Annotated in this window: 19 protein-coding genes; 13 read left to right on the forward strand and 6 right to left on the reverse strand. The window is 61.9% G+C overall.

Translation table 11 applies throughout. The annotated features are described in order from the left end of the window. Positions 1 to 19 precede the first annotated feature (19 nt). The 5 genes from AB9N64_RS04345 to AB9N64_RS04365 are packed head-to-tail and all read right to left on the reverse strand — an operon-like array spanning position 20 to position 4,425. Entirely contained in the window at positions 20 to 781 is a 762-nt protein-coding gene (locus AB9N64_RS04345) for an ABC transporter permease (RefSeq protein WP_371359994.1), read from the reverse strand. Then, positions 778 to 1,977 (reverse strand): ABC transporter substrate-binding protein, encoded by a 1,200-nt coding sequence (locus AB9N64_RS04350; protein WP_019817131.1) that lies wholly within the window; start codon positions 1,975 to 1,977, stop codon positions 778 to 780. Before AB9N64_RS04350 ends, AB9N64_RS04345 begins: the two co-directional genes overlap by 4 nt. After that, positions 1,964 to 2,767 carry an ABC transporter ATP-binding protein gene (locus AB9N64_RS04355; protein ID WP_014718595.1) on the reverse strand — a complete coding sequence of 268 codons (804 nt, stop codon included), beginning with the start codon at positions 2,765 to 2,767 and terminating at the stop codon, positions 1,964 to 1,966. Before AB9N64_RS04355 ends, AB9N64_RS04350 begins: the two co-directional genes overlap by 14 nt. Next, positions 2,764 to 3,825: an acyl-CoA dehydrogenase family protein gene (locus AB9N64_RS04360; RefSeq protein ID WP_014718596.1), complete on the reverse strand. Its 1,062-nt coding sequence runs from the start codon at positions 3,823 to 3,825 to the stop codon at positions 2,764 to 2,766. The genes AB9N64_RS04355 and AB9N64_RS04360 overlap by 4 nt, the downstream gene beginning before the upstream one ends. 39 nt (positions 3,826 to 3,864) lie before the next feature. Continuing rightward, a complete protein-coding gene (locus AB9N64_RS04365) occupies positions 3,865 to 4,425 on the reverse strand; it encodes a carboxymuconolactone decarboxylase family protein (protein ID WP_032902407.1) in 561 nt (186 codons plus the stop codon). Between the two features lie 103 nt (positions 4,426 to 4,528). Between AB9N64_RS04365 and AB9N64_RS04370 the strand changes: the two genes are divergently transcribed. After that, positions 4,529 to 5,434, forward strand: a complete 906-nt coding sequence (locus AB9N64_RS04370; protein WP_058409931.1) for an AraC family transcriptional regulator — start codon at positions 4,529 to 4,531, stop codon at positions 5,432 to 5,434. On the opposite strand, the gene AB9N64_RS04375 is transcribed toward AB9N64_RS04370, so the two are convergent. Next, on the reverse strand, positions 5,431 to 6,342 hold the full coding sequence (locus AB9N64_RS04375; RefSeq protein WP_371359995.1) for a LysR family transcriptional regulator: 912 nt from the start codon (positions 6,340 to 6,342) through the stop codon (positions 5,431 to 5,433). The genes AB9N64_RS04370 and AB9N64_RS04375 overlap by 4 nt on opposite strands. 116 nt (positions 6,343 to 6,458) lie before the next feature. On the opposite strand from AB9N64_RS04375, the gene AB9N64_RS04380 reads away from it, so the two are divergent. From AB9N64_RS04380 to glgX, 12 genes are all read left to right on the forward strand, one after another. Next, complete coding sequence (locus tag AB9N64_RS04380) at positions 6,459 to 7,454, forward strand: aldo/keto reductase (RefSeq protein ID WP_019817132.1); 996 nt, start codon at positions 6,459 to 6,461, stop codon at positions 7,452 to 7,454. 133 nt (positions 7,455 to 7,587) lie between these two features. Then, positions 7,588 to 8,046, forward strand: coding sequence for an SRPBCC family protein (locus AB9N64_RS04385; RefSeq protein WP_014718601.1), 459 nt, complete (start codon positions 7,588 to 7,590; stop codon positions 8,044 to 8,046). A gap of 93 nt (positions 8,047 to 8,139) precedes the next feature. After that, positions 8,140 to 8,586: a DUF411 domain-containing protein gene (locus AB9N64_RS04390; protein ID WP_014718602.1), complete on the forward strand. Its 447-nt coding sequence runs from the start codon at positions 8,140 to 8,142 to the stop codon at positions 8,584 to 8,586. A 3-nt stretch (positions 8,587 to 8,589) separates the two neighbouring features. Beyond that, positions 8,590 to 9,033, forward strand: coding sequence for a YqaA family protein (locus AB9N64_RS04395; protein ID WP_032872364.1), 444 nt, complete (start codon positions 8,590 to 8,592; stop codon positions 9,031 to 9,033). A gap of 45 nt (positions 9,034 to 9,078) precedes the next feature. Then, entirely contained in the window at positions 9,079 to 10,080 is a 1,002-nt protein-coding gene (locus AB9N64_RS04400; RefSeq protein WP_060767722.1) for an alpha/beta fold hydrolase, read from the forward strand. 25 nt (positions 10,081 to 10,105) lie between these two features. After that, complete coding sequence (locus AB9N64_RS04405; protein ID WP_106111195.1) at positions 10,106 to 11,059, forward strand: D-2-hydroxyacid dehydrogenase family protein; 954 nt, start codon at positions 10,106 to 10,108, stop codon at positions 11,057 to 11,059. A gap of 480 nt (positions 11,060 to 11,539) precedes the next feature. Beyond that, positions 11,540 to 13,096: a glycogen synthase GlgA gene (gene glgA, locus AB9N64_RS04410; RefSeq protein ID WP_014718606.1), complete on the forward strand. Its 1,557-nt coding sequence runs from the start codon at positions 11,540 to 11,542 to the stop codon at positions 13,094 to 13,096. A 31-nt stretch (positions 13,097 to 13,127) separates the two neighbouring features. Next, positions 13,128 to 14,873 carry a malto-oligosyltrehalose trehalohydrolase gene (gene treZ, locus AB9N64_RS04415; RefSeq protein ID WP_200599724.1) on the forward strand — a complete coding sequence of 582 codons (1,746 nt, stop codon included), beginning with the start codon at positions 13,128 to 13,130 and terminating at the stop codon, positions 14,871 to 14,873. Continuing rightward, positions 14,870 to 16,954 carry a 4-alpha-glucanotransferase gene (gene malQ / locus AB9N64_RS04420; protein ID WP_371359996.1) on the forward strand — a complete coding sequence of 695 codons (2,085 nt, stop codon included), beginning with the start codon at positions 14,870 to 14,872 and terminating at the stop codon, positions 16,952 to 16,954. The genes treZ and malQ overlap by 4 nt, the downstream gene beginning before the upstream one ends. Beyond that, positions 16,951 to 19,701 (forward strand): malto-oligosyltrehalose synthase, encoded by a 2,751-nt coding sequence (locus AB9N64_RS04425; protein ID WP_371359997.1) that lies wholly within the window; start codon positions 16,951 to 16,953, stop codon positions 19,699 to 19,701. The genes malQ and AB9N64_RS04425 overlap by 4 nt, the downstream gene beginning before the upstream one ends. Positions 19,702 to 19,724: 23 nt before the next feature. Continuing rightward, the gene (locus tag AB9N64_RS04430; RefSeq protein WP_282399040.1) at positions 19,725 to 19,994 is read left to right on the forward strand and encodes a DUF2934 domain-containing protein; all 270 of its coding nucleotides are present in this window, start codon (positions 19,725 to 19,727) and stop codon (positions 19,992 to 19,994) included. A gap of 121 nt (positions 19,995 to 20,115) precedes the next feature. Beyond that, the gene (gene glgX, locus AB9N64_RS04435; RefSeq protein WP_014718610.1) at positions 20,116 to 22,275 is read left to right on the forward strand and encodes a glycogen debranching protein GlgX; all 2,160 of its coding nucleotides are present in this window, start codon (positions 20,116 to 20,118) and stop codon (positions 22,273 to 22,275) included.

Consider the following 22,275-nt stretch of genomic DNA (forward strand, 5'->3'; position numbering starts at 1 on the left):
CAGGCAACGTTCGAGCCCATCAGCCGCCATGCACCCACCGCTGGTGCAACCAACGCGCTAACGCATCCAGCGCAAACCCCAGCCCCCCAATCACCACCACCATCGCCATCAACTCCGAATACGCCAGGCGATCACGCGTATCGAGGATGTAATACCCCAGTCCCGCACTGACCCCAAGCATTTCGCAGGGCACCAGTACGATCCACAGGATGCCGATGGCCAGGCGCACGCCGGTCAGCACATGGCCGACGACGCCAGGAATGATCACCCGACGCAATGTCTCCCAACGCGTCGCGCTCAAGCTCTTGCTCAACTGCAACCAGCGCGGGTCGAGCTGACGCACGCCCGCTACGGTGTTGAGCATGATCGGCCAGACAGCGGCAAAGGCCAGAAGGAAGTAGATAGGCTGATCGCCCACACCCATCAGCATCACCACGATCGGCATCCAGGACAGTGGTGAAATCATCCGCAGAAACTGGAACGCCGGCGTGGTCGCCGCCTCTAGGTTACGCGAACTGCCCACCAGCAACCCGAGGGGTACGCCTACCAACAACGCGATAAACAGCCCGACGAAAATACGCTTCAGGCTCACGGCGATATGCAGGTACAACTCACCCCGCCCGAGCAATTCCCACAAGCTGCTGGCGGTGGCTTCCAGGGAAAAGCGCGCCGATAGGCCATCAGCCTCGCCGAACACGTTCACGCCCAGCCACCACAGCACCAACAAACCCGCCAAGCCACTCAGCCCCAGCCACCAGCCGGGGATTCTGCTGTTGTTCAAACGCCGATCTCCTCGTGCCGCTCATAACCATCCGGCAAACCGAAGGTCTGCATGCCACCCACGGCTTCGATCGCGTTGCGCACGAAGCGGTCGTCCACCAGGTCCTTGGCCACGAAGGCAGGGTCCAGGCCTGCGAGAAACTTCTTGTCGCCTTCGATCAAGGTGTCCTTCAAGCGCCGCACCAGTTCTTCGGTGTAGCTGGGGAACGGGTACGGTTGGAAGTCGATGCGGTGCTCGTCCCAGTTGGCGTGCTGGATCGCGCCGTCGGCCACGTAGGAGGCGCGGTCGCTGGCCGCCGGCGCCAGGACTTTGCTCAGCACCGGCTCGGCATGGGGCGTGTAACGGTTCGGGCCATCCTTGGACAGCAGCTTCACTGCCTCTTCACGGTTGTCGCGGGTCCACACCTGGGCCTTGACGATGGCGTTCACCACCTTCTGCGACCACTCCGGACGGTTGGCCAGGTCGTGCTCGTGCATGAACACCACGCAGCAGGCATGGTTTCGCCACACGTCACCCGTGAAGCGTTGCACGCGACCGACCTTGAGGTTTTCTGCCAAGGCATTGAACGGCTCGGCGACGATGTAGCCGTCGATGCGTTTGCTCGCCAAAGCCGGAGGCATGTCCGAGGGCGGCAACACGATCAGGTTGACCTCATTGGCAGCAATCGAACTGCCGGTGGCACGGGTGACCGGCGTGAGGCCGTTATCGCGGAACAGTTGCTGCACCACCACGTTATGGATCGAGTACCAGAACGGAATCGCCACCGACTTACCGCCCAGTTGCTTCACGTCGGTAATGCCAGGGGATACGGTCAAGCCCGAACCGCCCACATGGTTCCATGCCACGACTTTGGCCGGGACCTTACTGGCGTAGCGCGCCCATACGGTCATTGGCGACAGCAGGTGTATCACGTTGACCTGGCCGGAGATAAACGCCTCGATCACCTGGGCCCAGCTACGCAACAACACCGGGCGCTCGGCCTTGATGCCTTCGGCTTCGAACAGGCCGTTGTTGTGGGCAACCAGCAGTGGCGTGGCGTCAGTGATGGGCAAGTAGCCGATGCGGACCGGCGCGTCGGGCTCATTGGCGGCGCGCGCCTGCAGGCTGCTCAACAGGGGCAAGGCGCCCGCGGCACTGAGCACGGCAGAGAGCTTGAGAAAGTCACGGCGCGAGTGGGTCAGGTCATCCAGACACATGGGTAAACTCCTGTTGTTCAAGGGGGTTGGGTTGAGGGCGGCTCGCCTGCCGTAAGGTTTTCAAAATCTCGATACGCAGCGCGCCAATGGCCTCGACCTGCTCTTCCCGAGGGTGCGGCAGGTCGATAGCCCACTCGCCCAACGTCCGCGCCGGGCGGTTACCCAGTAGCAGGATGCGGTCCGACAGCAACAGCGCTTCGTCGATGTCGTGGGTGATCAATACGGCCGCCGAGCCTTGCTCACGATTGACCTTGAGCAACAGGTGCTGCATATCGGCGCGAGTCACTTCATCGAGCGCGCCGAAGGGCTCGTCGAGCAGTAACACTTGTGGCTGACGCGCCAGGCAGCGGGCCAGTGCCGTGCGCTGTGCCATGCCACCGGACAATTGCGCCGGGAACTGCTGACGCGCAGGCTCCAGCCCCACCGCTGCAATGGCGTGGTCAACACGACGGCGGCGTTCTTCACCACTCAAGTGCGGTTGGCGAGCGAAATCCAGGCCGAAGGCAACGTTTTTTTCCAGGGTCAGCCAAGGCAACAGGCTCGGGTCTTGAAAAGCCACCACCACGCGCGGATGCGGGCCGCTCAACGGCTCGCCCAATACCTGCACGCGGCCAGCCTGAGGTGCCTGCAAGCCGGCTAGCACGCGCAGCAGGCTGGATTTGCCCACGCCGCTCGGGCCCAGGATCGACACCACTTCACCCGGTTGCAAGTGCAAGTCGAAGCCTTGCAACACCGGCCCGCTGCCATACCCCAGGCAAATGCCCTGGGCCGTCAATACCGCCTGGCTCATAGATTGGCCTGGCGGTGGAGCTCGGTACGCAGTTGCACCAGGCTGGGCGTTACGATCGGTACAAAGGCCGACTCGCGCCAGCGCCGGGCAAAGCCGCTGCCGTGGGCGGTCAGGTAGGCCTTGCCACCGCTGGCTTGCAGTTCAAGCTGCACAGCGCTGGCGGCGGTTTCGGCCAGCGCGATACGCAGCTTGAACAGCGGTATCGGCTCGGCGGTAAAGCGCCCGGCCAACAGCCCGCTTTTAAGCTCGCTGACCAGATGATCCAGGGTCACGCGCAGGGCTTCCAACTCGTCGCGCAACACGGTGCGACTGGCGCCCAAATGGTGGGCTACTTCAGCCAGGGAACGCCGCGCCAAACCAATCGACATGCCGCACTGCAAGCCTAGAAACGCCGGGCGTACCGCCGGTAAAAACTTGCGCGCATCCTCGTGCAGCAACCATTCGCGACTCAGCTCCACGCCTTCCAGGCCAAGCGCTGCGGTGTTGCTCGATTGCAGCCCGAGCAGCTCCAGGTCGCGGGAGCGCTGCAACCCGGCCACCGAATCCGGAATCGCCAGGATAAATGGCGCGCCGCCCCCTGCATGCTCGATGGCCGCCGCAGCGACAAAGCCATTCTTGCGCAAGTTGGTCACCCAGTGCAGGCGACCGTTGAGGGTCCAACCGTGGTCGTTGGGCTCGGCGCTGATCTGCAACGACTCGATACCCGACAGAAACTTCATCGCATTCGACAGCCCGGTGGCCCCAGCCAACTTGCCGCTGAGCAGGTCAGGCATCAGTTGCTCGCGCAGACGCTGATTGGGACTCTGCAGCAAGTACTCGATAAACGAGCGCTGGCCCCAGCACACAAACGCCGCCGCCAGGGAATGGCTGGCTACATTGGCGATGGCCTCGACCGCACCCGCCACGTCACCGCCCAGGCCGCCCAACTGGGTGGGTACACCGATTTTCAGAATATTGGCTTCTGCCAGCCGCGGCAGCACTTCCTGTGGATCGCAACTGCCCACGTCCAGGGCCTGCGCTTGAACATCGAGCCAACGGCTCAAGATTGGGTCAAGCATTCATGTTTCTCCTTTTACAGCGGGTGGGCCAACGCCAAATCAGTTGGCCGGTTTTTCCCAACGGTATTGCGCCAGCTCCGGGTTCAGCGGGGTACGGGCAAACACGTTGGCGAAGTTGCACAGGGTTGCCAGGCTGACCCCCAGGATGACTTCCAGCGCGTGGCCGTCGGTGTAGCCGGCGGCGCGGAACGCCTCAAAGCCCGCGTCACTCACATCCCCACGGGTGGCGATCACCTCACGCGTAAAGGCGGCGAGTGTCTCATAGCGTGCGTCAGGCAACTCACCCCGGCGGCGCAAGGCCTCGATCACCTCCTCGGGCAGCTTCGCTTTGTTGCGGGCAACCGCGGTGTGGCCAGCGACACAGAAATCACAACCGTGGCTGGTGGCGGCAATCAATTGCACCACTTCACGGTCGGCCAGGCTCAGTTCTGCCTTGGCATTCAAGCCGGAGACGGTGATGTAGGTTTCCAGCGCGGCCGGTGCGTTGGCCAGTACGCCCAGCAGGTTAGGAATAAAACCCGAGGCTTTGAGCGCGTTTTCCAGGAAGGGTTTGGCGGCTTCCGGTGCGGTTTCAGGCGTGAGCAACGGTACACGGGACATGAAGTGGACTCCTGTTGGGTTTCAATGCCCCAGTCTGTTGGTTCTAAAAAAAGCGCTCAATAGGCTAAAGTAGTGATTACTTGCTCTTGAGTCTTTCCATTAGATGAATTCGTCCGATGTACTTGTCGATTGGTTATTAGATAGCCTCGAACTCAACACCAGTTTGTTTCACGTCGGCCGTTATTGCGGTGACTGGCACGCGAGCACCCACGGCCTGGCACAGGCGAGCTTCCATTTGATTGTGCAAGGCGAATGCTGGCTGCATATCGACGGCGATCCAATGCCCCACCACCTGAATAATGGTGACGCGGTGTTTCTGCTGCGTGACTTTGCTTTTCGCCTGTCCGGCCAAGCCACGGCAGCCGGCGCCCAGGAGTGCCCACGCCGTGCGATGCTGCCCCTCGACAACACGGCCACCGACGGTGTGGGATTAGTATGCGGTTTCTTTCACTTTCAATCCGGCTTGTCGACACTGATCGTCGACACCCTGCCCAGCTGGATCATCCTGCGCGCCGGCGACCCGTCGCTGACGGCCGCACGCAGCCTGTTCGAGTTGATCCTGCACGAATGCGCACGCACGCCAGCGCCCTCTTCCGCGCTGCTGGAGCGCCTGTGCCACCTGCTGTTCCTGTATGTATTGCGCCAGCAAGTACTCGACAACACCGAGCTTGGCGGCTTGGCGGCGCTGGGCCGGGCACCGGCGTTTGCGCATTTGCTGGAACAATTGATCGCCCGCCCGGCCGAGCCCTGGAGCCTGGAAAGCATGGCGGCCTGTACCGGGTTGTCGCGCTCGGCGTTTTTCAAGCGCTTCAGCGAATTGTGCGGGCAGTCACCCGGGCAAGTACTGCTGATGATCCGCATGCGCCACGCCTGTGGGTTGCTCAAGGCGGACCAGACCGTGGCCGAGGTTTCGCTGGCAGCCGGGTATCAATCGGTGGCGGCGTTTACCCGAGCCTTTCATAAAGTTACCGGGCAACAGCCTGGCGCCTATCGCAGGGCGCAAGCCTAGCCTTGTAAACCGGTGCCGGGCCGGGCGCACAACTGCACCAGCCAATCGACGAACACCCGCACCCGCTGCGACAATTGCCGATGGGGCGGGTACAACGCAGTCAGCGCCATCTTCGGCACGGCCACATCAGGGAGCACCTGCACCAGGGTGCCCTCGGCCAGTTGGCGCAGGGCGTGATAACGAGGTGCCTGGATCAGCCCGTAGCCGGCTTCGCACGCAGCGAAGTAACCCGCGGAGCTGTTCACGGCAACCACTTTCGGCAGGTTGATCGGATGCAACTCGCCGCCCAGCAGAAATTCCAGGCCAAACCTTTTACCGCTGGCACGGGAAACATACTCGACCATTTGGTGACCCGCCAACTGCTCCAGGCAGGTGGGCGTGCCCATGCGTTCAAGGTACGCGGGGCTGGCCAGCGTCAGTTGTTCCATCATCGCCAAGGGCCGCGCCACCAGCGATTCGTCCAAGGCCGGACCGCCCCGCAACACACAATCGACGCCTTCGCGAATCAAATCCACTGGCCGATCATTGAGGCCGATCTCCAACTCGATCTGTGGGTACAACGCGGTAAACGTTGGCAAAGCCGGAATGACAATCAAGCTCCCAATGCCTGAGGGCATATCGATGCTCAAGATGCCCCGAGGGTTCTGGCGCCGCGTGGAGAACACCGCCTCGGTTTCCTCAAGATCGGTCAGCAACTGCACGCAACGTTGATAGTACGCCGCGCCATCCAGGGTCGGGCTGACGTGGCGCGTGGTGCGCTGCAGCAGTTGCACGCCGAGATGGGCCTCCAGTTGCTTGATCAGAATTGTCACGGAGGCGCGTGGCAATTGCAGGCTGTCGGCGGCCTTGGCAAACCCGCCCAACTCGACAATCCGAGTGAACACGCGCATGGCGTTAAAACGATCCAAGAGAATGCTCCTGTGGGAGATTGTTTAGATATTACGAACAGTGATAGCATTTTTAGCGGGTTTATCTGCATTTTTTCAAGGGTAACAATGGGCTCCTCATCACCAGGAGCTTCCCTATGCACACTCGACAACTCGGTAAAAACGGCCCGCATGTATCTGCCATTGGCCTTGGCTGCATGGGCATGACCGACTTCTACACGCCCGGCAGCGATACCACCGAAGCCACCGCAACCTTGCACCGCGCCCTAGAGCTGGGCGTCAATTTTCTAGATACCGCGGACATGTACGGCCCGCACACCAATGAGCAACTGATCGGCAAGGCTATTGCCGGCAAGCGCGACCAGGTGTTCCTGGCCAGTAAATTCGGGATTGTGCGCGACCCTGCCAACCCCATAGTGCGCGGGGTGAATGGCCGGCCCGAGTATATCCGCAACGCCATCGACGGCACCTTGCAACGCCTGGGGGTGGATACGCTGGACCTGTACTACCAGCACCGTATCGACCCCGACGTGGCCATCGAAGAAACCGTGGGTGCCATGGCCGACCTGGTAAAACAGGGCAAGGTGCGCTATCTGGGCCTGAGCGAGGCGTCCGCCGCTACTCTGGAACGGGCGCATAAGGTCCATCCCATCAGCGCCCTGCAAAGTGAATATTCGCTATGGAGCCGCGACCAGCAAGACAATGGCTGCCTCGCGGCCTGCCAGCGCCTGGGCATCGCGTTTGTGCCGTACAGCCCACTGGGCCGAGGCTTTCTCACCGGCGCCTTGAAGAGCCCGGATGATTTCGGCGCCGATGATTACCGACGCTTCAGCCCGCGCTTTCAGGGTGAGAACTTTGCGAAAAACCTGCGGCTGGTAGAACAGGTCAAGACGCTGGCGGCAGACAAAGGTGTGACGGCCGGGCAACTGGCGCTGGCCTGGGTCTTGGCTCAAGGCGATTACATCATCCCGATTCCCGGCACCAAGCGGCGCACCTATCTGCAAGAGAATGTGGAGGCGCTGTCGATTTCTCTCAGCGCGGACGAACTGGCTGCGCTGGATGCGATCTTCCCTGCCGATGCAACCGCAGGCCTGCGTTACCCCAAGGACGTGCTGGCCATGCTGGATATCTAGTGCCTGCTGGGAGCCCTTGTCCGGGCCGTTCTCAGCGGGATTGACGAACGGCCTGCCGACGCCCGTGCAAAGCGCGGGCGTCAGACTATCCTCACAGCTCCTAGTGTAAAAACCGCCACACAGGAGGTGTGTCATGCACGCGACTGAGCATTCGGTCCGCTTGGAGCAGATCAGTCAGGAACGCTTCATCCACACGCCGATCGAGGCGGTTTATGACTATGTGACCCAGCCCGACCGCTGGCACGAGTGGCACCCCACTTCCCTTAGCGCCGACACCGGCAACACCGGCTCATTGCCGATCGGCACGCGCTTTACCGAAATCATCGACCTGCTGGGCATACGCGTCCCCATGAGTTACCGCGTACAAATCGCCCGCCGCCCCAGCGAGTTCAAAACCGTGTTCACCTCCCTGGCGGTTGATGGTTCCATTCATTACTACTTGCGCGCTCATCAGGGCGGCACGCTGTTCAAGCGGGTGCTGACTTATGAAACCGAACTGCAACTGGCGTCTTTGCACGAGCGCATGGTCGCGTTGTCGGCGATTGCGTTGGACCGGCTCAAGCAGCGACTGGAAAACCAGCGCTTCGTATAATTTAGAAACATTACAACGGCGTCACATTGCAAACATACCCGCAAAAGCAGGGAGAATGCCCGGCTTATCGCCGCGCCTTCAGTGAGACCCACGATGAAAACCCCATTGCGACTGGCCCTGCTCAGTGCCTTGTTCACCACTACCTTGGCCCAGGCCGCCGAGTTGATCCCCATCGACGTCCACCGCGACGCCAACTGCGGCTGCTGCAAAAAGTGGATCAGCCACTTGGAGAGCAACGGTTTCAAGGTCAACGACCACGTTGAAGCCAACATGAGCGCGGTGAAGCAGCGCCTGGGCGTCGCGCCACGGCTTGGCTCCTGCCACACCGCGGTCATCGACGGCAAATTCGTCGAAGGCCACGTACCCGCCGAGCAGGTCCTGGCCTTGCGCAAGCGCAACGACCTGCTGGGCCTTGCCGCACCGGGTATGCCCTTAGGCTCACCAGGGATGGAAGTGGACGGACGCAGCGAGGCCTATCAAATCATTGGCCTGACCCGAGACGGTAAAGATGTAGTGGTAGCGGACTACCCGGCTCACTGACCGGTGTTGATGGGTTACCTGGGGCTGTTCGTCGCGGCATTTGGCGCCGCGACGTTATTGCCCCTGCAATCGGAAGCCGTGTTGGTGGGCCTGCTGCTCAGCGGGCATTACAACCTATGGCTGCTGCTGGGCATCGCGACTTTGGGTAACGTGCTGGGCTCGCTGGTCAATTGGCTGCTGGGGCGCTCGGTGGAACGCTTCAAGGAACGGCGCTGGTTCCCGGTCAGCACCAGGCAGCTGGACAAGGCTCGCAGCCATTACGCGCGCTGGGGGCATTGGACGTTGCTACTCAGTTGGGTGCCGATTATCGGTGACCCGCTGACGTTGGTGGCTGGGGTGATGCGTGAGCCGTTGTGGCGTTTTCTACTGCTGGTAACCCTGGCGAAAAGCCTGCGGTATGGCGTACTCGCAGCACTGACGTTGCAGTGGGCGTTAATCCCCCGTTAATCGCGAGCAAAGAGCATCCGGGCATCTGTCTCGGAGCCAAAACCCATGCCTTTTATCCGTACATTGTGCGTAGCCGGTTTGTTTTCGGTCAGCGCGGCGCCCGTGTTAGCTGACACCTACGGTCCTGAGTTGCAGGGCTTTGCATACCCCTACCCTTTGAATCATTTTGCCTTCCAATCCCAGGGCAAATCCCTGCAAATGGGCTACATGGACGTCCCCGCCACCGGTACTCCAAACGGTCGCAGCGTGGTGCTGATGCACGGCAAGAACTTCTGCGGCGCCACCTGGGAAGGTTCGATCAAGGCGCTGAGTGACGCCGGTTACCGCGTCATCGCCCCAGACCAGATCGGCTTTTGCACCTCCAGCAAGCCCGACCACTACCAGTACAGCTTCCAGCAACTGGCGACCAACACCCATCAACTGCTGGAAAAGCTCGGCATTCAAAAGGCCACGGTGATCGGCCATTCCACCGGCGGCATGCTCGCCACACGCTATGCGCTGATGTACCCCCAGCAAACCGAACAGTTGGGGCTGGTGAACCCCATTGGGCTGGAAGATTGGAAAGCCCTCGGCGTGCCTTACCAGAGCGTCGACCAGTGGTACCAGCGCGAGCTGAAACTGAGCGCCGACGGTGTACGCAACTATGAGCGAAACACCTATTACGTGGGGCGCTGGAAACCCGAGTACGAGCGCTGGGTAGACATGCTCGCCGGCTTGAACAAAGGCCCCGGGCATCTTCAGGTTGCCTGGAACTCGGCGTTGATTTACGACATGATCTTCACCCAACCGGTGTACTACGAGTTCAAGGACTTGCAGGTGCCCACCCTGCTGCTGATCGGCACCAGCGACACCACCGCTATCGGCAAAGATGTGGCGCCGGCGGCGGTCAAGGCCAAAATTGGTCATTACGAGGTACTGGGCAAGCAGGTGGCCAAGCTGATTCCCCGCGCCACGTTGGTGGAGTTCCCCGGCCTGGGCCATGCGCCCCAGATGGAAGAGCCGGAACAGTTTCATAAAGGCCTGTTGCAGGGGTTGAACGCCCTTTAATTCAACCTTTTCGAGGCCCGCGTGTATGTCGATACAGATCGCAGTATTGGATGACTGGCAAAACGTGGCCAGCGACGTGGTGGATTGGTCGACGCTGGGCAGCGTAGGCAAGGTGCATTTTCTCAACGACTACCCCGCCGATACCGCCACCATGATCGAGCGCTTGAAAGGGTTCGAGGTGATTTGCCTGATGCGCGAACGCTCAACCTTTGACAAAGCCCTGCTGCAACGGCTGCCCAAGCTCAAATTGCTGGTGACCGGCGGCATGCGCAATGCCGCCATCGACCTTCCCGCAGCCAAGGCTCTGGGCATCCAGGTGTGCGGCACCGACAGCTATAAACACGCCGCACCGGAACTGACCTGGGCCTTGATCATGGCCTCTACACGTAACCTGCTCGCCGAAGCCAACTCACTGCGTGCGGGCGGATGGCAGGTCGGTCTGGGCGGCGATCTGCATGGCAAGACCTTGGGCATTCTGGGGCTGGGCAGCATTGGCCAGAAAGTCGCAAAGTTCGCCCAGGTCTTTGGTATGCGGGTGATTGCCTGGAGTGAAAACCTCACACCGGAGCGTGCGGCTGAATCGGGCGTGACCTGGGTCAGCAAGCGCGAGCTGTTTGAGCAGGCGGATATTCTGACCATCCACCTGGTGCTCAGCGAGCGCAGCCGTGGCCTGGTGGATGCGCAAGCCTTGGGCTGGATGAAACCCACCGCGCGGCTGGTGAACACCGCACGCGGGCCGATTGTGGATGAGCAGGCGCTGGTGCAAGCGTTACGCAGCGGTCGTCTGGCCGGGGCGGCGCTGGATGTATATGCCCAGGAACCGCTGCCGGCTGACCATCCGTTTCGCCACTTGCCCAATGTACTGGCGACGCCACACGTGGGGTATGTGAGCGAGCAGAATTACCGGCAGTTCTATCAGCAGATGATCGAAGATATCCAAGCCTGGGCCAAGGGTGTGCCCATTCGCGGGCTCACCTGACGCACCACTTTAGTGCGTTATTTCACCCTGTCTTTTGGTAGGAGCGAGCTTGCTCGCGAAAAACGCCAACGATAACGCGGTCATTCTGGTTTTACTCGGCGGCCTTTGGTTTTTCGCGAGCAAGCTCGCTCCTACAGAGGCAGGGCGGTATATCGATAAAAGTTTTTTGTCCTACAAAATCGGCTTGAAAACCCAGCAGGCGCTGGGATCTGTCCTAGACTCATGACCGATGGGTCCGTTCCAAAACAAAAACCCCGCAAAAAATCTAAACTTTCGAAACCTGCCGCTGGTCAAGTTTTAGGTAAGGGCGAGCACGCGCGCTTCAGGCCGAATGCCCGCTCATCCAATCTTTTTAAGCCGACGTTGCAACTGGCATACGCCTTGCCAGCTTGTATAGCGCTTGTGTGCCTGGCCGCAGGATGCGGTCACTCGGAGCCGATGGCAGCGGGCCATTAGCCAACCAACAGATGGGAGTGCATTATGATCAGTGCCGCAGTAGATACTCAGGGAGAGCGTTTTAGTCAGCCGGCAGGAGGGCCAAAGTCTTTGGCCGACCTGCCCAACACTGTGCGGCCGGTCGTGAGTCAGAATCCGAATCGAAAGAAAGTCTTGTTTGTCACCTCCGAGTTCGCGGACCTGGTGAAAACCGGTGGCCTGGGCGACGTCTCCGCTGCCCTGCCCCGCGCCATGGCCCACCTGCATGATGTGCGAGTACTGATTCCGGGTTACCCGCAAGTGATGGAAAGCGACAACCCGATTCATATCGTCGGTGAACTAGGCGGCCACGCTGCGTTGCCACCGTGCAAGATCGGGCGCATGGACCTCAAGGACGGCCTGGTCATCTACGTGCTGATCTGCCCCGAACTGTATGAGCGTGAAGGCACGCCCTACGGCGCCAACAATGGTCGCGACTGGCCAGACAACCATATCCGCTTCGCCCGTCTGGGCCTGGCCGCCGCCGACATGGCCGCCAACCTCGCGCAAATCCACTGGTGCCCGGACCTGGTGCATGCCCATGACTGGCCTGCGGGCCTGGCTCCGGCGTACATGCACTGGCGTGGGTCGCGCACGCCAACCCTGTTCACCATTCATAACCTGGCCTACCAGGGCGTGGTCAGCCTGGCCTCGACGCCAGAGCTAGGCATTCCGCCCCATGCCCTGCAACAAGAAGGCATGGAGTTCTACGGCAAGATGTCGTTTCTCAAGGCGGGCATGGCGTATTCCAGCCATATCACCACCGTGAGCGCCACCTACGCCCAGGAGATCACCACCCCGGAATTCGGTTGCGGCCTGGATGGATTCCTCGCCAGCAAGACCCAGCAAGGTCTGCTCAGCGGCATTCCCAACGGTATCGACGAAAGCTGGGAGACGTCCACCGACACGCATCTGATCCACAACTTCAATATCGGCGACTGGGAGGGCAAGGCTATCAACGCCGCCCATGTGCGCGAGTTGTTTGAGCTGCAGCCATCCAGTGGCCCGCTGTTCGCTGTGGTCTCGCGCCTGGTCTACCAGAAAGGCCTGGACCTGACCGAAGCCGTCGCCAGTTTCATCGTCGAAAACGGCGGCCAGATTGCGATCATCGGCCGTGGCGAGCCGGAAGAGGAACAGGCCATGCGCGAATTGGCACTGCGCTTCCCGGGCCAGGTGGGGGTACGTATCGGCTTCAACGAGACCGATGCGCGCCGCATGTTCGCCGGCAGCGATTTCCTGCTGATGCCGTCACGCTATGAACCCTGCGGCCTGAGCCAGATGTATGCGCAGCGCTTCGGCTCGTTGCCGGTGGCGCGTAACACCGGCGGGCTGGCGGACACCATTGAGGATGGCGTCACCGGCTTCCTGTTCAATGAATCCACCGTGCAAAGCTACGAAGAGGCGCTGCGCCGCGCCTTCAAGGTGTTCGCCTTCCCCGGTCTGCTCAACGCCATGCGCAGCCGTGCCATGACCCAGCCGTTCAACTGGTGCCAGGCCGTGGAACCCTACGCCGAACTCTATGAACGACTGGTGGCCAAGGCATTGGGAAAATCGAACAAGTAACGACTGGAACAACTAAGGGAGGTCTTAATAGATGCCGTTACGGACTCTGGAAACCTGGCCCCACGGCGCAATCATGCTGGACGCGCACCGCACGCGCTTTGCGTTATGGGCGCCAGACGCATTTTATGTCAGCGTTGAATTGGAACAGGGTAAAACCATCGTCATGCTTCCCCAGGCCGGTGGTTGGTTCGAAGTCGAAGTCGCGTGCCCTGCCGGCACGCTTTACCGCTTTAATATCGATGGCGAAAACACGGTGCCCGACCCCGCTTCCAGGGCCCAGGCGCTGGATGTGCATGGGTGGAGCCGAGTAGTCGACCCCCTCGCCTATGAATGGCGCCACAGCCAGTGGCAGGGTCGCCCGTGGCACACGGCGGTGATCTACGAACTCCACGTCGGCGCCATGGGCGGCTACGCTGCCGTCGAGAAACACCTGCCCCGCCTGGCCGAACTAGGCGTCACCGCAATTGAATTGATGCCTTTGGCGCAATTTCCCGGCGAACGCAATTGGGGCTATGACGGCGTGCTGCCCTATGCGCCCCACGCCACCTACGGCACTCCCGAGCAACTCAAGCAACTGATCGACAGTGCCCACGGCCACGGTTTGGCCGTGATCCTCGATGTGGTCTACAACCACTTCGGCCCCGACGGCAATTACCTGGGCCAGTACGCCCAGGGGTTCTTCCAGGAGGACGTGCACACCCCCTGGGGCGCTGGTATTGATTTCGAGCGCCGTGAAGTGCGGGATTTCTTCCTCGATAACGCCCTGATGTGGCTGCTCGAATACCGCTTCGACGGCCTGCGCCTGGATGCCGTGCACGCCATTGACAACCCCGGGTTTCTACAGGAACTGGCACAACGGGTACGCCAGCAGGTGGACGGCGGACGCCACGTGTGGCTGATGCTGGAAAACGAACTGAACCAGGCCAGCCTGTTGCAGCACGATTTCGACGCCCAATGGAATGACGACTTTCATAATGTGCTGCACGTACTGCTCACCGGTGAAACCGACGCTTACTACAGCGATTTTGCCGAGCAGCCCACCGCCAAGCTGGCGCGCTGCCTGGCCGAGGGGTTCATCTACCAGGGCGAAACGACACGCCATGGTCATGCACGGGGCGAACCCAGTGCGGAACTGCCCCCCAGCGCCTTCGTCGCATTCCTGCAGAACCACGACCAGGTTGGCAACCGCGCTCTGGGCGAACGCCTGCACCAGTTGTGTTCGCCCCAGGCCCTGAAAGCCGCGACCGCCCTGCTGCTGCTGTGCCCCATGATCCCGATGCTGTTCATGGGCGACGAAGTAAATGCCGCCGAGCCCTTCCTGTTTTTTACCGACCATCATGGCGAACTGGCCGAGGCGGTGCGTGAGGGGCGGCGCAATGAATTTGCCGACTTCGCGGCGTTTCACGACCCCGAGCAACGCCAGCGCATCCCCGACCCCAACGCGCTGCAAACCTTTTTACAGTCGGTGCCCTCCTTCGTCGAGAACGACCACACCCAGCTCTACCGTCACCTGCTGAGCCTGCGTCACACACACGTGGTGCCGCACTTGCCCGGCACGGTGGCCCTGGGCGCGCAGGTGCTGGCTGACCATGCCGTCACCGCGCGCTGGCGTCTGGGCAACGGCCGTGTGCTGCAGATCGACCTGAACCTGAGTGAACAGCCCCTGGATCATCCGGCACCCCACCCGATTATTTTCCAAACGCCTGCCCAGCAAGGTGCGCACTTACCGCCCTTGAGCGCACGCGTTTGCTTATCCCCTGTTGGAGACATTCTTTGAGCGAAGCGAACCTGGAAATTCTCGCCAGCCGCGCAGGCCTGGCCGTCGATTGGATCGATGCCAACGGTCGCCCGCAGCATGTAAAGCCTGACGCCCTGCGCGCTGTGCTCAAAGGCCTTGGGCACCCGGCCGACAGCGATGCCGAGATCGACGCCAGCCTGCAGCAACTTGAGCAGGCGCAGCAAGACACCCACCTGCCGCCGTTGATGACCACCGACAGTGGTGCGGGCCTGGACCTGGCGCGTTATTTCGCCCCCGATACCCCGTGTCGCGTCAGCCTGGAAATCGGCGAAACCCTGGAGCTGCGCCTGGATGGCGAGGCTGTGCTGCCCGGCGTGATCGCCCTGGGCTACCACCAGGTGCATATCGACGGGCAAACCTTCACCCTGGCCGTCGCTCCCAGCCACTGCTACAGCGTGGCCGACGCGGTCGACAGCCAACCCGCTCGCGCCTGGGGCCTCAGCGCCCAACTCTATGCCTTGCGCCGCCTCGGCGATGGCGGTTTTGGCGACACCCTGGCTCTGGAGCACCTGGTGCGTTCCGCCGCCGAGCGCGGCGCCGACGCTGTGGCGATCAGCCCGATGCACGCGATGTTCAGCGCCGACACCGAGCGTTTCAGCCCTTATTCACCCTCCAGCCGCCTGTTTCTCACCAGCCTGTATGCTTCGCCGGCGTGCATCCTCGGTGAACGTGAGGTGCGCAACGCCATCGAAGCTGCCGGGTTGGCTGACGAGTTGCATGCCCTGGAACAGCTCCCGCTGATCGACTGGCCGGCCGCCGCCAAGGCCAAGCAACGCCTGCTGCGCACACTGTATGAAGACTTCCGCCACGGCGCGCATCCCCAGCATGCCGACTTCCAAAGCTTCCGCCAGACCGGCGGCGAAGCCCTGGAAAACCACTGCCGCTTCGAAGCCATACAGGCCCAGCGTGCTGCCGCCGGTGAGGACCTGGACTGGCGCCAATGGCCCGAAGCCTGGCGCACGCCGCAAAGTCCGGCCCTGGCGCAGTTCGCCGAGGAAAACCGCGACGAAATCGGCTATTTCGCCTTCACCCAATGGCTGATCGCCCGTAGCCTTGAGCGCGCGCAACAAGCCGCCCGTGGCAGCGGCATGGGCATCGGCCTGATCGCCGACCTAGCGGTGGGTGCCGATGGCGGCGGTAGCCAGGCCTGGAGCCGTCAAGACGAACTGCTGGCCGACCTGACCGTGGGCGCGCCACCGGACATTCTCAACCGCGCAGGCCAAGGTTGGGGGATCTCTGCCTTTTCCCCAGAGGGCCTCAAGCGCAATGGCTTTCGCGCCTTTATCGAAATGCTGCGGGCCAACTTCGCCCATGCCGGCGGCTTGCGCATCGACCATGTGATGGGCCTGCAACGCCTGTGGGTGATCCCCCTGGGTGCATCACCCCGCGAAGGCGCCTATTTGTATTACCCGGTGGACGACCTGCTGCGTTTGCTCGCCTTGGAATCGCACCGCCACCAGGCCATCGTCCTCGGTGAAGACCTGGGCACCGTGCCTGAGGGCCTGCGCGAAAAGCTCAGCGCCCGCTCGATCCTGGGTATGCGTGTGCTGCTGTTCGAACAGAACCATGACGGCCAGTTCAAGCCCATCCTCGATTGGCCCGACAACGCCTTGGCCACCACCAGTACCCACGACTTGCCGACCCTCAATGGCTGGTGGCACAGCCGCGATATCGAATGGAATATCCAGCTGGGCCTGATCGATGCGCCCACCGTGGACCAATGGAGCGAACACCGCCTGCGCGAACGCCAGGCACTGCGCCAAGCCTTGAGCCAGGACCCGCAGAACTTCATCGATGAGATCCGCAACGACACCGACCATATGATCGACGCCAGCGTGCGCTACCTGGGCCATACCCGCGCGCCCCTGGTGTTGTTGCCCCTGGAAGATGCTTTGGGCATCGAGGAGCAAGCCAACCTGCCGGGCACCCTCGACACCCACCCCAATTGGCGCCGCCGCTTGCCCGGCGAAGCCGCCAGCCTGCTCGACAATGACAGCGCCGCGCGTCGCCTCGAACTGCTGGCCGTGGCGCGCAACCAAGCCTATGAGCGTGACCGATGAACGCACTGCCCCTGCGCGCCACCCAGCGCCTGCAATTTCATAAAGGTTTTACCCTCGATGACGCGGTGCCACTGGTGCCGTACTTTGCCCAACTGGGTATCAGCCACCTGTATGCTTCACCACTGTTAAGCGCCCGCGCAGGCTCCATGCACGGCTACGATGTGGTAGACCCGACCCGCGTCAACCCAGAGCTGGGTGGCGAAGCGGCGTTGCGTCGCCTGGTCAGCGCGCTGCGTGAGCACGACATGGGCTTGATCCTCGATATCGTCTCCAACCATATGGCCGTGGGCGGCGCGGATAACCCTTGGTGGCTCGACCTGCTGGAGTGGGGCCGCCTGAGCCCCTACAGCGAGTTTTTCGACATCCAGTGGCACTCCCCCGACCCGCTGCTCAAGGGCCAGTTGCTGATGCCCTTCCTCGGCAGCGATTACGGCGAAGCCTTGCAAAACGGCACGCTCCCGCTCAAGTTCGATGCCGCCCAGGGGAGTTTCTACGTCGAGCATTACGAACACCGTTTTCCGATTTGCCCCAGGGACTACGGCCTGATCCTGGGCAACGATGAGTTACTCAAACCGCTGGCCGAACGTTTCGCCGCCCTCGCCTATCAGCACGACGCCTACGCCGAAGCCACCACGCTCAAACAAGCCTTGGCCGAACGCGCCAGCGAGCTGCTACCCGCTATTGAACAACGCCTGGCCGCATTCGACAGTCGCCAGCCCGAGGGCTTCGAGCGCCTGCATCACCTGCTGGAACAACAGACTTATCGCCTGGCCAGTTGGCGCACCGCCGCGGACGACATCAACTGGCGGCGCTTCTTCGACGTCAATGAATTGGGCGGCCTGCGGGTCGAACGCGCGGCGGTGTTCGAAGCCACCCATGGCAAGATTTTCGAGCTGATCAGCGCTGGGCTGGTCGACGGGCTGCGCATCGACCATATCGACGGCCTGGCTGACCCGCGTGGCTATTGCCGCAAATTGCGTCGGCGTGTGGACGCGCTGTCACCCGAGCGCCACTTGCCGATCTTCGTCGAAAAGATCCTTGGCGAAGGCGAAACTTTGCGTGAAGACTGGCAGGTGGACGGCACTACCGGCTACGAGTTCATGAACCAGTTGGCCTTGCTGCAACACCATCCCGAAGGTTTTGCACCGCTGGCCGAGATGTGGACGCGTCACAGCGAACGGCCTTCAGCCTTCAGCGAAGAAGCGCGGCTGGCGCGCCAGCAGATCCTCAATGGTTCGTTGGGCGGCGACTTCGAAAGCGTGGCCCAGGCCCTGCTGCAAGTGGCCCGCGATGACGTGATGACCCGCGACCTGACCCTGGGCGCCATCCGCCGGGCCCTGCAGGAACTGATTGTGCATTTCCCGGTGTACCGCACCTATATCAGCGCCAAGGGCCGCAGTGCGGCCGACGACAAGGTGTTCCAGCAGGCCATGGAGGGTGCACGCAGTACCCTCAACGAAGGCGACTGGCCGGTGCTCGACCATCTGGAACAATGGTTGGGTGGTCAGCCCTGGCGCAATCGCCCGGTAGGCCGGGCGCGCAAGATGCTCAAGCATGCCTGCGTGCGCTTCCAGCAACTGACCTCGCCCGCCGCCGCCAAGGCTGTGGAAGACACCGCCTTCTATCGTTCGGCGGTGTTGTTGTCGCGCAACGATGTGGGTTTCAGTACCGAGCAATTCAGTGCGCCGTTGGCAGATTTCCATGCGGCCAATCAACAACGCCTGAAGACCTTCCCCGGCAACCTGCTGGCCACTGCCACCCACGACCACAAACGCGGCGAAGACACCCGTGCGCGCCTGGCGGTACTCAGCGAGTGCGCCTCCTGGTATGCCGAACAGGTCGAGCACTGGCGCCGCCTGGCCGAGCCTTTGCGCGAGAGCGCCGAGAGCCCCTCGGCGGGTGATGAGCTGGTTCTCTATCAGGTGCTGCTGGGCAGTTGGCCGCTGGAGCCCAACCCCGATCTGGAGGCGTACCAGCAACGCCTGTGGCAGTGGCAGCAAAAAGCCCTGCGCGAGGCCAAGTTGCAGAGCAGTTGGAGCGCGCCCAACGAGGCTTACGAACAGGCGGTGGAAGCGTTCCTCAAGCGCCTGCTGCTCAGTGAGGCCGGTGCGCCGCTGCGCAGTGCGTTGGACAGCGCTGCGCAGGCCATCGCCCCCGCCGGCGCCCTGAATGGGCTGGCGCAAACCTTGCTTCATCTGACCGTGCCGGGTGTGCCGGATATTTACCAGGGCGATGAGTTCTGGGACTTCAGCCTGGTCGACCCGGACAACCGTCGCCCGGTGGACTTCGCTGCGCGGCAACGTGCATTGCAGGCACCACCGGACATCGGCGAACTGTTGTTCAACTGGCGCGACGGGCGTATCAAACAGGCAGTGATCGCCCAGGTACTGGGCCTGCGTAAAGCCTGCCCCGAGCTGCTGCGCCATGGCAGCTATACACCGCTGGAAGTGCTGGGCCAGCACGCGGAACGGGTGGTTGCGTTCTACCGTGAACATCAGGGCAGGCAGTTGCTGGTGGTGGTGCCGCGCTGGTCTTATCCGCTGCTTGAAAACGGGATGTTTCCCCAGATCAATGCCCAGGTTTGGGGCGATACGCGGGTGAAATTACCGTTCGCCGCCCCTGCACAAAACTGGAAGGGACTTTTTCAAACGGGCGTAGTCACACCCAACAAGGAGCTGTTGATCAGCGCTGCCCTGGGGGATCTCCCGGTCAATGTCTTTATCAATCCTGATAATCAAGAAAGCTGAAAATTTTCTGTGAGGAGTTTGTGATGAGTAAAGAAGACAAACGCATTCGCGAACTGGCGCATCAGATCTGGGAGTCTGAAGGCCAGCCTGATGGCGCCCATGATCGCCACTGGGAGATGGCGCGCAAGCTGGCGGAAGCCGAGGCGCTGACGCCGAGCAAGCCTAAACCGGCCGCCAAGCCGAAAACCGCGCCCAAGGCTGCGGCAAAGCCCAAACCTGCTGCGCCTGCCGCCGCCAAACCTGCGGCGAAGAAACCCGCCGCCCCGAAGAAGCCCAAACCGCCCGCCCCATGATTTCCCGGGCCTGCAGCACGCATTACGCGCTGCAGGCCCTTTTCCGTCCAAGCCATGCGCTGAAGCACCGTCAGCACGGCGGCGTTCGGCCCGAAAAAAGACCCCTTGCAGGAGCAACTCGATGAGCAAACCCGACAACACCACAGCGACGCCGGTTCATGAGCCGTCGCGGATCCGTGAAGGTTTGCCCTTCCCCCTCGGCGCCACCTGGGATGGCCTGGGTGTGAATTTTGCGCTGTTTTCCGCCAACGCCACCAAGGTGGAGCTGTGCCTGTTTGACGATACCGGCGAGGTTGAGCTGGAACGCATCGAACTGCCCGAATACACCGACGAAATCTTTCATGGCTACCTGCCCGATGCTCACCCCGGGCTGATTTACGGTTATCGCGTATACGGCCCCTATGACCCGGCCAATGGTCATCGCTTCAACCACAACAAGCTGTTGATCGACCCCTACGCCAAGCAACTGGTGGGCGAACTCAAATGGTCCGAAGCGCTGTTTGGCTACACCATCGGCCACCCGGACGACGACCTCAGTTTCGATGAACGCGACAGTGCGCCCTTCGTGCCCAAGTGCAAGGTCATCGACCCGGCGCACACCTGGGGCAACGACCAACCGGTACGAGTGCCGTGGGACCGCACGATCATCTACGAAACCCACCTGCGCGGCATCAGCATGCGTCATCCTTCGGTCGGCGAGTCGGTGCGGGGGACCTGCGCCGGTTTGATGGAAGATGACGTGCTCAAGCATATCCGTCAGTTGGGCATTTCCTCGGTCGAGCTGTTGCCCGTGCACGCCTTCGTCAACGACCAGCATCTGCTGGAAAAAGGCATGACCAACTATTGGGGCTATAACAGCATTGCGTTCTTCGCCCCTGACCCGCGCTACCTGGCCAGCGGCAAGATCGCCGAGTTCAAGGAGATGGTCGCGCACCTGCATGAGCAGAAGCTGGAAGTGATTCTGGACGTGGTTTACAACCACACCGCCGAAGGCAACGAGCGCGGCCCGACCCTGTCGATGCGCGGCATCGACAACGCCTCCTACTACCGGCTGATGCCCGACGACAAGCGTTTCTACATCAACGATTCCGGCACCGGCAATACCCTGGATCTGAGCCACCCGTGCGTGCTGCAAATGGTCACCGACTCCCTGCGCTACTGGGCCACCGAGATGCACGTGGACGGCTTCCGCTTCGACCTGGCGACCATCCTCGGTCGCTACCGCGACGGGTTCGATGAGCGCCACAGTTTCCTCGTGGCTTGCCGCCAGGACCCGGTGCTGCGCCAGTTGAAACTCATCGCCGAACCCTGGGACTGCGGCCCCGGTGGCTACCAGGTGGGCAACTTCCCACCAGGCTGGGTGGAATGGAACGACCGCTTCCGCGACACCGTGCGTGCGTTCTGGAAAGGCGACGATGGCCAACTCGCCGATTTCGCCGGGCGCATGACTGCCTCGGGCGAGATGTTCAACCACCGCGGGCGCAGGCCATACAGCTCGGTGAACTTCATCACCGCCCACGACGGCTTCACCCTGCACGACCTGGTGTCGTACAACGACAAACACAATGAGGCCAACGACGAAAACAACCAGGACGGCAGCAATAACAACCTGTCCTGGAACCACGGTGTCGAAGGCCCTACCGACGACCCGGAGATCAACGCGCTGCGCCTGCGCCAGATGCGCAACTTCTTCGCCACTTTGCTGCTCGCCCAAGGCACGCCAATGATCGTCGCCGGGGACGAGTTCGCTCGCACTCAACACGGCAACAACAATGCCTATTGCCAGGACAGCGAGATCGGCTGGGTCAACTGGGACCTGGACGATGACGGCAAGGCCCTGCTCAAGTTCGTCAAGCGCCTGATCAAGCTGCGCCTGGCCTACCCGATCCTGCGGCGCGGGCGTTTCCTGGTGGGCGACTACAACGAAGACATCGGCGTGAAGGACGTCACCTGGCTCGCGCCGGATGGCAACGAAATGACCACCGAGCAATGGGAAGACAGCCAGGGCCGCTGCCTGGGCATGCTGATGGATGGCCGCGCCCAGGAAACCGGGATTCGTCGTGCCGGGGCCGACGCCACGCTGCTGCTGGTGGTCAACGCCCATCACGATCAGGTCAATTTCCGCCTGCCGCCGGTGCCGGAGGGCGAGTTCTGGACATGCCTGCTCGACACCAACGACCCGGCTGTGCGTGGCCAGGAACGCTTTGATTTCGAGCATGAGTACGCGGTCACCGCTCGCTCGCTGCTGCTGTTTGAACTGCAGCACGAAGGCGAGGTGTGA

Origin of the sequence: Pseudomonas sp. KT_2_4, from assembly GCF_041410225.1 — a bacterium.
GTDB lineage: Bacteria > Pseudomonadota > Gammaproteobacteria > Pseudomonadales > Pseudomonadaceae > Aquipseudomonas > Aquipseudomonas paracarnis.